Origin of the sequence: Massilibacterium senegalense (genome assembly GCF_001375675.1) — a bacterium.
GTDB classification, from domain to species: domain Bacteria; phylum Bacillota; class Bacilli; order Bacillales; family Massilibacteriaceae; genus Massilibacterium; species Massilibacterium senegalense.
On the sequence record NZ_LN831786.1, the window covers coordinates 1551422 to 1566078 of the forward strand.

Consider the following 14657-nt stretch of genomic DNA (forward strand, 5'->3'; position numbering starts at 1 on the left):
AGGAGAACAAATTATACTTGTTCTTCTGCTGTCTTTCTCTCTAACCGTTTTTCGATATAAACATCAAATGCTTCTTTTAATACTGCAAAAACTGGTGTTGCAATAAACATTCCTAATACCCCTAACGTTGCACCGCCGATGACGATTGCTAAAATGACCCAAAATGGACTAAGCCCTACTTTATCTCCTAAAATTTTTGGTCCTAAATAATAGCCATCAAATTGTTGAAGTAAGAAAATAAAAATCCCAACCCATAACGCATCTAATGGAGAATGGAACAACGTAATTAGAATAGCAGGTATCATCCCAATAAAAGGACCAAAATATGGAATCATATTCGTAATCCCTACGATAATACTAATAAGCAATGCATATGGAATATCTAAAATGAGTAACCCGATAAAACAAAGAATCCCAATAATCGTAGAATCAATAATTTTTCCTACTAAAAACTTAGAAAAAACCGCATCTAATCGTTTGAAAAAAACAAGTAAATAATCAGCCATGCTTTTCTTAAACATCGCTTGAATGATTTTAGCTGCCCCTGCTCCGAATTTTTCTTTGTCATACAGCATGTAAATCGCGATAATTAACCCTAATAAAAAGTTAAATAAAGCAGAAGTGATAGTGACGACTCCACTAATTGTTTTGTTTAAGACCACATCCACAAATGTCGTGGCCTTTTGAATCCATTCTTTCGAGTAATCTTCTAAGTACAACACGGCTTCGGAGTTTTGAAATTTTTCATTTTTAATAATAGATTCTGTTATCCAATCATTCATCTCATATACGTAACGAGGGGTATTCGATAATAAGGTCGTCGTACTATTCACCAGTCGTGGTCCAATAAACATGACAATAATAAATAAAAAACCGATCACCAATACGTACACAATGGTAATACTTATCACACGATTAATCGTTAGTTTTGCTTCAAGCACATTGATTAATGGTTTTAATAAGTAAGCGATTAAAAATGCGATTAAAAACGGCGTTAAAATAGCGGAAAAAGAAGATAATTTTTCAAATAAAAAGTCACTTTTATCCGCCAGTTTATATAATACAAAAACTAAAAAAATAAAAAACAAATAAAAGGTTGGTGTCCGATTTCTCAACGTCCCCTATCTCCTTATCTCCATCATTCTATATTTTTACACATTGATTTTGTTTCACATCCTCATCCGTTATTCGATGAAGTTGATTTAGAAATGCTATTTGGAAAGAGCCAATCCCGCGATGCCCTGCTTCTGCATACGCAAATTCCCCTGCAACAGCATATGTCACGAGCGCATTTTTTGTGCTTTCAAAATAATCTTTTGTATTTCCTACAAAAGCCGCAACAACCGCTCCCAATAAGCAACCAGTTCCCACTACTTGATTCATAAAAGGATGTCCATTCCGAATAATAGTGGTACGCGTCCCATCTGAAACAACATCTTCTGGCCCTGTCATCGCTACAATCGTATTATATTTTTGCGCTACTTTATTTGCTACTTGTTTTGGATGTGCAGAAGTAGATCCGTCCACCCCACGTACGTTTGCTGTACTTCCAGCTAACGTCGCAATTTCTCCACCATTGCCACGAATGACGGTTACGTTTATATTCGTTAATATAGATTCTGCCACTTTTTTTCGATACTCTGTCGCACCTACACCAACAGGGTCAAACACAACTGGTATCCCACATTCATTCGCACGTTTTCCAGCACGAAGCATTGCTTCTACTTGTTCATCTGTTGGCGTACCCATGTTGATTAGTAATGCTTGTGCTTGCTCCACCATGTCACTTGCCTCATGAACAGATGCTGTCATGACTGGAGAAGCACCAATGGCTAATAGACCATTTGCGGTAAAGTTCATGACCACTTGATTCGTTAAACAATGAACGAGCGGGTGGTTTTTACGTACAGAATCAATATTGTTCATCTTTTTTCTCCTTTTTTCTATTTTATGTATAAAATCATGATTTTCTGTTTACAATAATGATAAGTTTCCAACTATTCCCCTTTTGTAGGTAAAGCGATTTTATGATCGTTTTACCTCTTTTTATTTTAACACAATATATCCGTAGTATTTACTGTTTGTATAAAAAGATAATGCACCTTGCTTTCTTATTTTGTTCCCTAATGATGAAAAAAATCAACAGGAAGACAATTCCTGTTGATTTTTTATTAAAAAAAGAATTACTGATACTTACGTACGAATTCACCAATTCGTTTCATTGCTTCTTGTAATTGGTCAATTCCTGTAGCATAGCTACAACGGATGTGCCCTTCACCACTTTCTCCAAATACATGACCAGGTACAACGGCTACGTGTTGCTCCATTAATAATTTTTCAGCGAATTCTTCACTCGTTAATCCTGTTGGCGTAATATCAGGAAAAACATAAAACGCTCCCCCTGGTAAATGACATGGTAAACCAATTTCACGGAATGCTTTTACGATATAATTGCGGCGTTGATGATAACTTTTAATCATTTTATTCATATCATCTAAACCGTTACGTAATGCTTCAATAGCAGCAAATTGCGACATGGTAGGTGCACACATAATCGCATATTGATGAATTTTTAACATGGCTTGCATAATTTCTTTTGGTCCACAAACAAAGCCAAGACGCCATCCTGTCATTGCAAAAGCTTTAGAGAAACCATTCATTAAAATCGTACGTTCTTGCATCCCTTCAATATGAGCAAAACTTGTATATTCTTCGTCATACGATAATTCGGCATAAATCTCATCGCTGAAAACAAGTAAATTATGACGGATTGCAACGTCCGCTATTTTTTCTAAATCTTCTTTATTTAATACTGTTCCCGTCGGATTATTTGGGGAACAAATGATAATTCCTTTTGTCTTATCTGTAATGACTTCTTCTAATTGTTCTGGTTGAATTTTAAACTCATGTTCTGGTAATGCTTGAACGGTAATCGCTTTCCCACCTGCTACTTCTACTAACGGTGTGTACGAAACGAAACATGGCTCTACGACAATAATTTCATCCCCTGGATTAATCACTGCACGCAACGCAATATCTAATGCTTCTGACGCACCAACCGTTACAATGATTTCTTCTTTTGGATCATACGAAACAGAAAATCGTTTTTCCATGTAATTGGCGATTTCTTCGCGTAATTCTAAAAATCCTGCATTCGGTGAATAAGCGGTATATCCTTCTTCTAGCGATAAAATACTAGCTTCCCGAAAGTTCCACGGTGTGACAAAATCCGGTTCCCCTACCCCTAAAGAAATAACATCTTCCATTTGCGAAGCGAGGTCAAAAAAACGACGAATTCCAGAAGGCTTCATCGTCCGAGCGGTATCTGATAAAAATTGGTCAGGTGTAAATGGTTTTGTTGTCATCGTTATGGTTGCACCAAGATTCGGCGATCTTGTTCTCCTTCACCAAAAATCACACCGTCATGTTTATACTTTTTCAAAACAAAGTGTGTTGCTGTTGAAATAACGGACTCAATTGTTGATAATTTATCAGATACAAAACTTGCTACTTCAAGCATTGATTTTCCTTCTACTTCTACAGATAAATCATATGCCCCGCTCATTAAATACACCGCTTGCACTTGAGGAAAACGATAAATACGTTCTGCTACTTCTTCAAATCCAACACCACGTTTTGGTGTCACTTTTACGTCAATTAAAGCTGTGACAATATGTTCTTTTTTTACTTTTTGCCAATCAATTACGGCAGAATAACTCACGATAACTTTTTTCTTTTCTAATTCTTTTAAAATGGACTCTACTTCTTCCACTGAAAGGTCTACCATTTTTGCTAATGTATCAATGGAAATCCGACCATTTTTCTCGATAATCTCTAAGATTTGGACTTCTTGATTACCCATTCTAGAAACCCCTTCCTACTTCTATATAAAGAAATATTCCATCAGTATGTATGGATTACTGATGGGAAAATAAACGTATCCACCCTTTACTGACAGTGTAATTCCCATTTCATTGTTCGTACCTCATAAAAAGAGAATCCTACTGCCTAGTAATGAGAGATAACGTAACCATAACATCACAAGAAATGTGGATTACAGTACAGGTCGATTGTTCCAATTATCTCCCTTTAAGTTGTGATTATCCCTCTATATTTTTCGTGTATCTATGTTTTTTTTCGGCAATAACTTTTTCATTGTTTCGAAAGAGAAATAATTACCCATTATTATAGCAGAGATTTTTTAATTAGAACGAAATATCATTCATTTCTTTTAAAAATTATGAAAATTCATTTTGATGTAAAAGTATTTTCCATCAAATTAATGAATAAATAAAAGCAAACGTTGTTGTGAAATGTTTACTTGTTAGTGACCCTATTGTTTGATTGACACATGGTGCAAATAGGTATTCAAAACAGAAGTTCATCAACTAGAGAAAAAGAAACGGAATGGGCAAAAGATGTAGAAAATGCACATAAAATGAATTTCAAAAAATTTCTAGTTTACCTTTTGATTAAGTCATTGCAAACACAGGAATAAAAGTAGAACATTTTCTAGCTCAAAGTTAATGAGTAAAGCAGGCAACTTTATGCCTGCTTTACTTGTTCTTTTAGTTTCCTAAAATCTGTTGGAAATTCACATTCTACCGTCATTTGTTCTAGCGTAAATGGATGGGTAAACGTTAATTTTTTCGCATGAAGTGCTTGACGTGTAAACCGAAGCGGTGATTTCTTCCCGTATAACGGATCCCCGATTAATGGATGTCCAATGGATTGAAAGTGAACGCGAATTTGATGGGTTCTTCCTGTTTGTAAAATAGCCTTTACCATACTTGCCTTGCGATACGTTTCCACAACATCGTATTCTGTTATCGCTCGCGCTCCCTTTTTGGAAATGACGCGCCGATTTGGATGATGCCTATCTTTACCGATTGGTTGATCGATTATTCCTTTTTCTTTCTTCATTTTTCCATGAACCAGTGCATAATATTGCCGATGAATGAACCGAAGGCGCAATTGTTCATCTAGTAAACTTTGTGTAAATGGGTCTTTCGCAAATAGGACTAGACCCGTCGTATCTCTATCTAAACGATGAACGTGGCGAACTTTATGTCGTTGATTGGTTTTTTGATAATAAGCGGCGATTCCATTCGCTAACGTTTGACGCTCATTCGGTTCGTTTGGATGAACATCTAGTCCCGCTCCTTTGTTTACAACCAATAAAAAATCATCTTCATAACAAATCGAAAAATTTTTTATGTGTTCGTTTGATAAAACGTCGTTTTCTTCTTCTAGTAATAAGTGTAACTGTACACAATCATTCGTTGTCACCGTTTGCTGAATCGTTGCTTTTTTTCCATTTAACTTAATACCCTCTTCCCGAATGAGCATTTTTACGAGTTGCTTAGAAAGAGGCCATTCTTCTTTTACTAAATAATCTAATCGTTTTCCATTACATGAAGCTGGAACAGTAATTGTAAGCCATTCCCCTTCTATTTTCATATATTCTTTTTGAAAGAGTTGTGTCATTTTGCAATCCTTTCTTTACGTATAATAGCCAAAATCAATATTTTCTCTTATACTATAATAAAAATACAACCTAAACAAAAGAGGCGATTTTTTATGGTTATTTTAAAAACACAGCAAGAAATTGAAGGCATGCATGAAGCAGGTAAGCTCCTTGCCGAGTGCCATAAACAAATAGCAAAAATCATTAAACCAGGTATTACAACGTTACAAATTGATCAATTTGTAGAAAAATTTCTTGCAGAACATAATGCAACTCCAGAACAAAAAGGATATCACGGATTCCCGTTTGCAACGTGTGCTTCTGTGAATGAAGTTGTTTGTCACGGCTTTCCGAGCGATACACCATTAAAAACCGGGGATATCGTAACAATTGATATGGTGGTAAAATTGAATGGCTATTTAGCAGATTCTGCTTGGAGCTATGCAGTTGGAGAACTATCAGAAGAAGCACAAAAATTAATGGACGTAACAAAAAAAGCACTTTATTTAGGCATCGAGCAAGCAGTTGTTGGCAACCGTATCGGTGACATCGGTCATGCAATTCAAACGTATGCAGAGGGCGAAGGTTTTTCTGTTGTTCGCCAATTTATCGGACACGGCATTGGAGCAAACATGCATGAAGACCCTGAAGTACCTCACTTCGGAAAACCTGGTAAAGGGCTTCGTTTAAAAGAAGGTATGGTTATTACGATTGAACCGATGATTAATACTGGCACATTTGCTGTACGTGTCGAGTCAGATGGTTGGACAGCAAAAACTGCGGACGGTGGTCTTTCTTGCCAATATGAACATACACTTGCCATTACAAAAGATGGCCCACTCATTTTGACAGAACAAGATCCATCGTAAATTCCTATCATGTAAAAAAACCGGTTATCTAGCAAAAAGTAGATAACCGGTTTTCATTTTTATTGTAACAATTTCAAGATTATTTCTTGTTGTTGGTTTGCTTGTGCAAGTACAATAAGCGATACTTGATAAATCGGTTTGCATATGACGATAAGCCATCTAGTCACTTGGATGACAATTAATTCTTATGCCAACCACCCTTTTATATTTTTAAATAATGGGACACCTTATATAGTTGTCTTTTTTGTTTTTGCAATAATTGTAATGTTTCTTGTTTCAATTTCTTTACTTGCTTCACAAATTGAGCATATTCTATTTGTTCTAATTCTTCTAATTCACAGCCATGGCAAATTAAATCCACAATTTCATCACTAGCTTCTGCTTTTTTTAATTGAATAGCCATTTTTGGGTGAAATAACAATTCTTCTGCTTCTTTTAATGTAATGGAGCCATTTTCCAAACTGTTTAATAATCCAACAGCATAAATTCCGATGATTTTTTCCATATCCCCTGGTTCAAAAGCAATCTCAAACTTCATCTACATCCCCACTTTCTTCTCTCACATTCCATAACCCTTATACATATTTACGAACAACCCCTAATTTCGCTACCATTTTTATTACTTTTCTATCATTATATCAACTTTTTAGAAAATTCTCTTTTTATTCGCTTACAATCTAAAAGTTAACTTATAAAAAAATATAGTTGACATTAAAAATAAGATTGATTATTATTATGTTAACAATAATCAACTAGGAAGTGAACATATCGTGAAACAATCATTTAAAGCTATCGATATTACATTAATCGCTTTATTTGCTGCACTTATGGCAATAGGCGCGAATGTAACATCTTATATTACAGTAGGGGCTGTTCCGTTATCGCTGCAACCATTTTTCGCTGTGTTAGCAGGGGCATTATTAGGACGTAAACGCGGAGCAATTGCAATGATTATCTATCTTTTAATTGGACTTATCGGTGTTCCTGTTTTTGCACAATTTGACGCTGGAGTAAAAGCAATTATCGGACCTACTGGTGGATTTATTTTAGCGTTTCCTTTCGTAAGTTATTTCACCGGTTTAATTATTGAAAAAGGCAATTCTAACAAATTAATGACCTTTATGGTTGCTTCATTTGTAGGATTAATTATTACATATGTCATCGGTACAACACATTTATGGTTATCGTTAAATTATGTAATTGGAAAAGAAATGTCTTACACAGCTGCTTGGATTGGGATGGCATCATTTATTCCAAAAGACATTATTTTCACAATTTTAGCAGGTGTATTATCACCGCGAATTTACCGGGCAATGAATCACTCGAAAGCTATTAGCTTTTCTTAACACACCTAGCTTGCAGATGAAACATCTGCAAGCATTTTTTATATAACATAAGAAATATGGGGGGGCATCATGAAGAAAAATAGTAAAGTGTATGATTTAACGATTGTCAGTATGTTTGCTGCTTTAATGGCCATTGGGGCGAATATTACCTCTTGGCTACCTTTTTTACAAATCGGTGGAATTCCCATTACGTTACAAACCTTTTTTTGTTTATTAGCAGGATGTGTGTTAGGACGTCGTTTAGGAGCACTGTCAATGATTGTGTATGCTTGTCTCGGGTTAGTAGGTGTTCCTGTATTCGCTGGATTTAAAGGTGGAATTGGGGTTATTTTTAGTAGTACATTTGGATTTGTTTTATCGTTTATCGTTTGTGCGTATTTAGCAGGTGTTATTGTGGAAAAAGCAAAACAACCAACCTGGTTTACCTTTTTAATTGCTTGTATGGTTGGTGTTGTCATGAACTATGTCATCGGGACAAACTATATGTATGTTGCTTTAAAGTATTTTTACGAAGCTAGCGATGCAATTAGTTACGCCACTGCATGGAAAATTATGCTTGTCTATTTTCCCGTAGACTTTTTAACGTCTGTACTCGTTGTTTTATTTGCACCGAAATTATATAAAGTACTTCCTCATTCTTATGCTCCATCGCGAGCATAAAAAAGGGTGATGGACATTTTTTCATCCATCACCTTTTTTTTATAAAATCATTGCCGCAATCCAACCAAATACTAATAAAGGAATATTATAAAAGATAAATGTCGGAACAACGGTATCCCAAATATGGTTATGTTGTCCATCCACATTTAATCCGGATGTTGGTCCGAGAGTACTATCACTAGACGGGGACCCAGCATCACCAAGTGCTGCAGCTGTACCAACAAGAGATAAAATAGCCATTGGGCTAAATCCAAGTTCCATTGCTAATGGTACATAAATCGTCGCAATAATTGGCACGGTGGAAAAAGAAGAACCTATTCCTAGTGTGACAAATAAACCGACTAGTAACATTACTGCAGCTGCAATTGCTTTGCTTCCTTCCATCATCGAAGCGGCATTATTTACTAACGATTCTACATCGCCAGTTTCTTTTAACACTTCCGCAAATCCAGACGCAGATAACATGACAAATCCGATAAATGCCATCATTTTCATTCCATCTGTCAACACATTATCGTATTCTCGCCATTTAACTGCTCCACCTAAATAAATAACTAAAATCCCTACTAATGCACCGATAATCATATTTTTTGTATACAATTGCACAGCTAAAGCGCTCACAATTGCCATACATGCAAACAAAATACTTCTTCCTGTATACGTTCCTGTTTTTACTTCTACATTCGTTTCAAACTGATGATAAGTTCGTTCTTTTCGGTAAAAAAACCAAGATAATAAAAGCCCCATTACCATTCCTGCTACTGGAATAAGCATTGCTTTTGTAATCGACAAATCTGCTATATTTAATCCATTAGATTGAATATTATCTCGAACGATACCATGAAATATTTCACCAAATCCAGCTGGAAATAAAATATAAGGCATCGTTAAACCAAATGTAAGTGTCGTTGCAATCATTCGACGATCTAATTTTAATTCATTCATTAAAATTAACAATGGTGGTACTAAAATAGGGATAAAGGCAATATGAATCGGAATAATATTTTGTGACATACAAGCCATCAATAATAGCATCCCAATCAATAAACTTTTCATTGCTGCCGTTTGTGTATTGCCGTTTCCTTTATTAAAAAATGTTGTTGCTTTTTCCACTAATAAATCTGGCAACCCAGTTTTTGAAATCGCAACAGCAAAGGCACCTAACAATGCATAGCTCAGCGCCACCTGTGAACTACCACCAAGGCCTCCACTAAATATTTCGATTGTTTTTGCTAAAGACAATCCGCCTGTCAAGCCACCGATTAAAGCACCAATCACAATCGAAAGCACGACATTCATTCGCAATAAACTTAACATCAACATCACCAAAATGGCGATAATAACCGCATTCATCGTATAATCCTCCGCTTTCGTCTGCTAAATTATTAAACTGCTAACACGCTAAAATAAATTATCACGAAATAACAATGGTGTCAACATTTCGACGAAAATAACGCTAGAACCTGTTAGATCATTTCTAGAAAACCTTAAATAAAAAGACGCATCGCTCCCACTAGAGCAACACGTCTTATATCGTTGATTATTTTTTAAATTGTTCTGCTAATATAGCAAGTGTACGAACCATCGCACCAGTTGCACCTTTAGGACCTAAATCGCTTGCTTTCGATCCATATGCAGTACCAGCGATATCCAAGTGAATCCATGGTGTGTTTTCAATATGTGCACCGATAAATAATCCCGCTGTAATACTTCCAGCTAATCGCCCCGGAGAATTATTTAAATCTGCCATATCACTTGTTTTTAATAAATCATAATATGGCTCAAATGCTGGTAGTCTCCATACGTATTCTCCTGCATCCACAGCTGCTTCTAAAAACGTTTCAAAAAAGGTTTCATTGTTCGTAATCGCACCCGTTGCAACGTCTCCTAACGCAACCATTACAGCACCTGTTAACGTAGCAATATCGACAATATAATCCGCACCTAATTGTTTCGCATATGCCACGCCATCTGCTAAAATAAGGCGACCTTCCGCATCTGTATTTTTTACTTCAATTGTTTTTCCACTTAATGCAGTAATCACATCTCCTGGTTTTAACGCAGAACCGTTAATTAAGTTTTCTGTAGATGGAATAACCGCTAATACGTTCACGTCTGGTTTTAATTCCCCGATAATTTTCATCGCCCCTAAAACAGAAGCAGCACCGCCCATATCGCTTTTCATTTCTTCCATTCCTTTTGCAGGTTTTAAAGAAATACCACCCGCATCAAAGGTAATCCCTTTTCCGACAAAGCTTAATACGTCTTCCCATTTTTCTTTTCCGCGATATTTAAGAACAATCATTTTCGGTGGTTGATCGCTTCCCTGGTTTACTGCTAATATACCCCCCATGCCAAGTCGTTCCATGTCTTCTTTTTCAAGTACTTCATATTCCATTCCATACTGTTTCGCTAACTCAACTGCTTCTGCTGCTAAATCTGTTGGAGTTAATAAATTACCTGGACGATTTACTAAAGAACGAGTGAAGTTCGTTCCTTCTCCAAACGTATAGCCAACTTCTAGTCCTTCTTTTAACGCCACTTCTTCATTATTAAAAAATACAGATACATGACGAAGCATTGCGTCTGGACGATTTTCTTTTTGTTTATAATCAATTAGTTGATAACTAGCTAACGAACAAGCTTCCCCGAGAGCACGTGCTAAATCATACACCGATAGCTCTTCCACCATAAACGTATCAAATAATACCGTCATTTGTTCTAAGCGAGCACGATTCACTTGTTTTACTAGTGCTCCGAATGCGTCTCGTGCTTTCATAAACGTTAATTTTTCTCTTTTACCTAATCCAACAAAATATAGTCGTTTCGCGCCAATTTTATGAAAAGTATGTACGCTCGAAATTTCTTTGTATCCTTTTTTTATATCTCCGTCGCGCATTAAATCACGAATCGCTCCATCTAAAGCATCATCAATTTCTTTGATCACTCCTTTTAATGGCTTTGATTCATTAAATAATCCGATAATGAGTGCCTCTGTTTCCTCTTTTAGTTGATAGTTAGATTGAATAGTAAACATTTTTATTCCTCCTTTTATGCTCTATTTCATCATACTCCTTCTATTTAAGGATTGGAAATCATCTGATATTGTTCAATTAAAGCATCTAATCGTTCTTTTTCTGTTAAAATCTCTTCATTTTTCTTCACCCTAATTGCACTACACGTTTGTTGAATTAATACCCCTCTTTGATTGATTAATTCTTTTAACTCTTTCCGCACCGCTTCATCAAGCAACCCTTTCTCATTCATGTAATCAATAGCATCGTATAATCGAGCTAACTCATTAGATGCGACAAATTGATACCATTCTTCTTTTTGTTGAAAAAGCCGTTGTTGTTCTATCACTTCTTGATCTGAAGGACCATGAAGATAGTTTTCATCCATCACAGAAGGTTTATGTTTTTCTAATAAGGTCAATAATTCATCAGATTCATGAATAGAAATATACAACCCATTCCCTTTTTTTGCTATCTTTTTTAATTGTTTTTCGTTCGCTTCATCTGGATGAATCCCGAACACATAGAAATGATGTTGAAAGGAATCAAAATGTTTTGCTACTTTTAATGGATCTTTTCCACACGAATCAGTGCCACTACTTAAAAGATAAATATAGTTTTTACTGTCCGTTTCTTTTTCAAGCATTCGTTTAGAAGATAATAATGCGTTTGATAATGGTGCTTCTTTTCCTGTTTCTAATGTAGAAAGTGCTGCATTGATTTGTTGTTCATCATATCGTTGTAATGGATAAATAAAAGAAACATTTTCACATGCAGATGATGATTGCGTATCTTGGTTATGGCCGAACATTTGAATCGCTATTTGAGCATCTTCTGGTAATTGTCTTGCAAAATGTGTAATGGATTGTTGCATAAACCGGATATTTTGTTCATTCGAAACAAATGATTCCATCGTTTCACTCATATCGACAATAAATAAAACATTTAATTGTTTTTCTTTTTTTCCTTCTTTGGAAAACTCATCGATTGTTTGAAAGGTAGGAAGCAAGTCTTGTTTATATGATGGTTGGAATTGATCAATTTGTTCGGATAAATATGCATAATCAGCCCCTACATTGTAAAGAAGCATTTTATACCACCATTCGGCATCTGCTTTTGTTTCTTTTTTATTTGCGAAATAACGAATTTTCTTTTTTAGTTCTGGGAGAATCTTTTTTTCATATTGGGTATAATATTGTTCCAATGATTCTATTTCCGTATCAGGTAGATGTTTATTTAATAACACACCTTGTTTCGATGCTAAAAGTTCTGTTGATGTCGTCGGAATCTTCATTTGTTCCATTTTTTCCTTTTCCTCCATCGAAACGGAGCATCCAGAAAGCGCAACACTACTCCATACGAGTAAAACTGAAAAAAGGACGATTACAAATTTTTTCATTCTTCTCCACCTTTATCACTCAGTAAAAGTTCCAAAAACGGGAGCTTTGGAAGTTTTTTCACTTGTTCAAACGAAACCATCTCTATTTCTTTCGGTATCACGTGTAGGCATTCATCTATAAAAACAATAACTTCCTCGATATTTACTCCCCAATAAGAAGGACGATAGGATTGAAGATAATGTTTCGCTGTTTTCATCATTTCACGTGCCCCTTTTATATTTCCATACCCATAATGATAAAGTGCAACACTCATTTGTAAGAGACCTTTAATAAATAAATTTTCTCTATCTGATAACCAAATTTCTTCTAATAAATCATGACAGGTATAATAATCTTCTTCGTGAAAAGCAACAAAAAACTGATAATATTCGAGAGGATACGTCATTTTCATCTCTCCTTCGAGTTACAATCAAGGATTTTTTTTATCATGAGCGAATACATACTAGGTAAGAAGAAAAGGAGGAATAAAACATGCGCTTAGTGTCTATTTGTCCAAGTAATACGGAATTATTAGGGTACTTAGATTTAATTCCAAACTTAGTGGGGGTGGATAATGATTCTACGTGGCCAGCAACTATTCAAAACATCCCGAAAGTTGGCCTTGATTTACAAATTGATATACAAAAAATAAAGTCTCTACAACCAGATCTCGTTTTAGCATCATTAAGTGTTCCGGGAATGGAAAAAAACATAGAGCATTTAAAAAAAGAAAACATTCCGTACATTGTTTTAAATCCCTCTTCTCTAGATGATATTGCCAACGATTTACAAACGGTTGCCGACCTAACCAATAAAAAAGAAAAAGCAACCGAAATTCTTTCACGCTACCATGCCTTTATCCATCATTATAAAGAACTTGCACAAACAGTTGAAGTGAAACGATCCGTATATTTTGAGTGGTGGCCTAAGCCGGTGTTTACCCCTGGAGGAACGAACTGGCTAACGGAAATAAGTGAATTGTGCGGAGCAACGAATATTTTTTCAGGCAAACCGATTCCAAGTGTTCAAACCGATTTTTCAGAAGTAGTTCGCTTAAACCCCGACATGATGTTTATGGTATGGGTTGGGGTAGAAGAACAAAAAATGAACGTACAACATTTTAAAAAACGTGAAGAAAGCCACTTACTGACAGCAGTAAAGCAGAATCATTTATATTCATTGGAAGAATCTTTATTTTGTCGTCCGTCTCCACGTTTATTAGTAGGCATGAAAAAATTAGCTTCCCTTATTCACCCAACGATTTTCCCGAAAGATGATGGTATCGATCCCCTTCTTTAGCAATCGGTTTGTTTATATACAAAAAAGAACGCTATCTATCCATAGCGTTCTTTTCCCTAAACAGATAAGGAAGATTGCTCATTTAATAATTGAATTTCTTCTTCGGTAATCTTCCCATCTCCTCTTTTTACAATAAAAATATCCACTTCTTTTTTCCCCCATTCATTGTATACATCTTGTACTTTTTCAAAATATAAATCAATCCGACTACCTTTAATTTTCGAACCAGTGTCTGCCACAACCCCATATCCGTAACCAGGTACATATAAAATCGTACCAATCGGAAAAATAGTAGGGTCTGCTGCTATCGTAGAATAAAGGTCTCTTCTCACTTTTACACCAGAATACGTAATCCCATAAGCAGGATGTGCACTTGTTTTTCCTGTAGATTCAATTCCCGCTGTGTATCCTGTTGCTAAAACTGTCTGCCGCTCTAAGGAGGATAATTGACGAGTATTGTGCATAACTGTTTGCACCGTTTTTGAAATTTCGGTTGCTTCCCATTTTGTCGCAACTGCTCGTTCTGGAATGATACTTGTACTAATCATGATGACGAAAAACATGACAATCCATTGTTTTTGTCTCCATATTTTCATTCTTTTACACCTCTTTCTCCCATAGCA

At 35.7% G+C, this 14657-nt stretch carries 15 protein-coding genes; 4 read left to right on the forward strand and 11 right to left on the reverse strand.

All coding sequences use genetic code 11. The features are described 5' to 3' along the window. Nucleotides 1-11: 11 nt before the first annotated feature. The 5 genes from BN1372_RS11055 to BN1372_RS11075 form a co-directional block, all read right to left on the reverse strand. Entirely contained in the window at nucleotides 12-1115 is a 1104-nt protein-coding gene (locus BN1372_RS11055; RefSeq protein ID WP_062199468.1) for an AI-2E family transporter, read from the reverse strand. A gap of 28 nt (nucleotides 1116-1143) precedes the next feature. Then, nucleotides 1144-1926 (reverse strand): hydroxyethylthiazole kinase, encoded by a 783-nt coding sequence (gene thiM, locus BN1372_RS11060; RefSeq protein ID WP_062199469.1) that lies wholly within the window; start codon nucleotides 1924-1926, stop codon nucleotides 1144-1146. Between the two features lie 257 nt (nucleotides 1927-2183). Next, complete coding sequence (locus tag BN1372_RS11065; RefSeq protein ID WP_062199470.1) at nucleotides 2184-3365, reverse strand: aminotransferase; 1182 nt, start codon at nucleotides 3363-3365, stop codon at nucleotides 2184-2186. A 2-nt stretch (nucleotides 3366-3367) separates the two neighbouring features. Continuing rightward, the gene (locus tag BN1372_RS11070; RefSeq protein WP_062199471.1) at nucleotides 3368-3862 is read right to left on the reverse strand and encodes an Lrp/AsnC family transcriptional regulator; all 495 of its coding nucleotides are present in this window, start codon (nucleotides 3860-3862) and stop codon (nucleotides 3368-3370) included. A 683-nt stretch (nucleotides 3863-4545) separates the two neighbouring features. After that, complete coding sequence (locus BN1372_RS11075; RefSeq protein ID WP_062199472.1) at nucleotides 4546-5487, reverse strand: RluA family pseudouridine synthase; 942 nt, start codon at nucleotides 5485-5487, stop codon at nucleotides 4546-4548. A gap of 93 nt (nucleotides 5488-5580) precedes the next feature. On the opposite strand from BN1372_RS11075, the gene map reads away from it, so the two are divergent. After that, the gene (map, locus tag BN1372_RS11080; protein ID WP_062199473.1) at nucleotides 5581-6336 is read left to right on the forward strand and encodes a type I methionyl aminopeptidase; all 756 of its coding nucleotides are present in this window, start codon (nucleotides 5581-5583) and stop codon (nucleotides 6334-6336) included. Between the two features lie 202 nt (nucleotides 6337-6538). On the opposite strand, the gene BN1372_RS11085 is transcribed toward map, so the two are convergent. Then, nucleotides 6539-6874 carry a DUF3969 family protein gene (locus BN1372_RS11085; RefSeq protein WP_062199474.1) on the reverse strand — a complete coding sequence of 112 codons (336 nt, stop codon included), beginning with the start codon at nucleotides 6872-6874 and terminating at the stop codon, nucleotides 6539-6541. 232 nt (nucleotides 6875-7106) lie between these two features. Here BN1372_RS11085 and BN1372_RS11090 point away from each other — a divergent pair, with 232 nt between their 5' ends. Next, entirely contained in the window at nucleotides 7107-7682 is a 576-nt protein-coding gene (locus tag BN1372_RS11090) for a biotin transporter BioY (protein WP_230198819.1), read from the forward strand. Between the two features lie 69 nt (nucleotides 7683-7751). Then, nucleotides 7752-8342, forward strand: a complete 591-nt coding sequence (locus BN1372_RS11095; RefSeq protein WP_062199475.1) for a biotin transporter BioY — start codon at nucleotides 7752-7754, stop codon at nucleotides 8340-8342. 39 nt (nucleotides 8343-8381) lie between these two features. Here BN1372_RS11095 and BN1372_RS11100 read toward each other — a convergent pair whose 3' ends face one another. From BN1372_RS11100 to BN1372_RS11115, 4 genes are all read right to left on the reverse strand, one after another. After that, nucleotides 8382-9695: a Na+/H+ antiporter family protein gene (locus BN1372_RS11100; RefSeq protein ID WP_062199476.1), complete on the reverse strand. Its 1314-nt coding sequence runs from the start codon at nucleotides 9693-9695 to the stop codon at nucleotides 8382-8384. A gap of 187 nt (nucleotides 9696-9882) precedes the next feature. Continuing rightward, entirely contained in the window at nucleotides 9883-11379 is a 1497-nt protein-coding gene (locus BN1372_RS11105) for a leucyl aminopeptidase (protein ID WP_062199477.1), read from the reverse strand. Between the two features lie 44 nt (nucleotides 11380-11423). Beyond that, nucleotides 11424-12755 (reverse strand): vWA domain-containing protein, encoded by a 1332-nt coding sequence (locus BN1372_RS11110; RefSeq protein WP_062199478.1) that lies wholly within the window; start codon nucleotides 12753-12755, stop codon nucleotides 11424-11426. Next, a complete protein-coding gene (locus BN1372_RS11115) occupies nucleotides 12752-13141 on the reverse strand; it encodes a DUF309 domain-containing protein (protein ID WP_407656462.1) in 390 nt (129 codons plus the stop codon). Before BN1372_RS11115 ends, BN1372_RS11110 begins: the two co-directional genes overlap by 4 nt. 86 nt (nucleotides 13142-13227) lie before the next feature. Between BN1372_RS11115 and BN1372_RS11120 the strand changes: the two genes are divergently transcribed. After that, nucleotides 13228-14034 (forward strand): ABC transporter substrate-binding protein, encoded by an 807-nt coding sequence (locus tag BN1372_RS11120; protein ID WP_062199480.1) that lies wholly within the window; start codon nucleotides 13228-13230, stop codon nucleotides 14032-14034. Nucleotides 14035-14090: 56 nt separating this feature from the next. Here BN1372_RS11120 and BN1372_RS11125 read toward each other — a convergent pair whose 3' ends face one another. Then, nucleotides 14091-14630: a 3D domain-containing protein gene (locus tag BN1372_RS11125; RefSeq protein ID WP_082419028.1), complete on the reverse strand. Its 540-nt coding sequence runs from the start codon at nucleotides 14628-14630 to the stop codon at nucleotides 14091-14093. Between the last annotated feature and the right edge of the window lie 27 nt (nucleotides 14631-14657).

Bases quoted from the DNA above. Each gene is read 5' to 3' on its own strand.
- thiM (WP_062199469.1), bottom strand. From the start codon at position 1,926: ATGAACAATATTGATTCTGTACGTAAAAACCACCCGCTCGTTCATTGT.
- BN1372_RS11065 (WP_062199470.1), bottom strand. From the start codon at position 3,365: ATGACAACAAAACCATTTACACCTGACCAATTTTTATCAGATACCGCT.
- BN1372_RS11070 (WP_062199471.1), bottom strand. From the start codon at position 3,862: ATGGGTAATCAAGAAGTCCAAATCTTAGAGATTATCGAGAAAAATGGT.
- BN1372_RS11075 (WP_062199472.1), bottom strand. From the start codon at position 5,487: ATGACACAACTCTTTCAAAAAGAATATATGAAAATAGAAGGGGAATGG.
- map (WP_062199473.1), top strand. From the start codon at position 5,581: ATGGTTATTTTAAAAACACAGCAAGAAATTGAAGGCATGCATGAAGCA.
- BN1372_RS11085 (WP_062199474.1), bottom strand. From the start codon at position 6,874: ATGAAGTTTGAGATTGCTTTTGAACCAGGGGATATGGAAAAAATCATC.
- BN1372_RS11095 (WP_062199475.1), top strand. From the start codon at position 7,752: ATGAAGAAAAATAGTAAAGTGTATGATTTAACGATTGTCAGTATGTTT.
- BN1372_RS11100 (WP_062199476.1), bottom strand. From the start codon at position 9,695: ATGAATGCGGTTATTATCGCCATTTTGGTGATGTTGATGTTAAGTTTA.
- BN1372_RS11105 (WP_062199477.1), bottom strand. From the start codon at position 11,379: ATGTTTACTATTCAATCTAACTATCAACTAAAAGAGGAAACAGAGGCA.
- BN1372_RS11110 (WP_062199478.1), bottom strand. From the start codon at position 12,755: ATGAAAAAATTTGTAATCGTCCTTTTTTCAGTTTTACTCGTATGGAGT.
- BN1372_RS11115 (WP_407656462.1), bottom strand. From the start codon at position 13,141: ATGACGTATCCTCTCGAATATTATCAGTTTTTTGTTGCTTTTCACGAA.
- BN1372_RS11120 (WP_062199480.1), top strand. From the start codon at position 13,228: ATGCGCTTAGTGTCTATTTGTCCAAGTAATACGGAATTATTAGGGTAC.
- BN1372_RS11125 (WP_082419028.1), bottom strand. From the start codon at position 14,630: ATGAAAATATGGAGACAAAAACAATGGATTGTCATGTTTTTCGTCATC.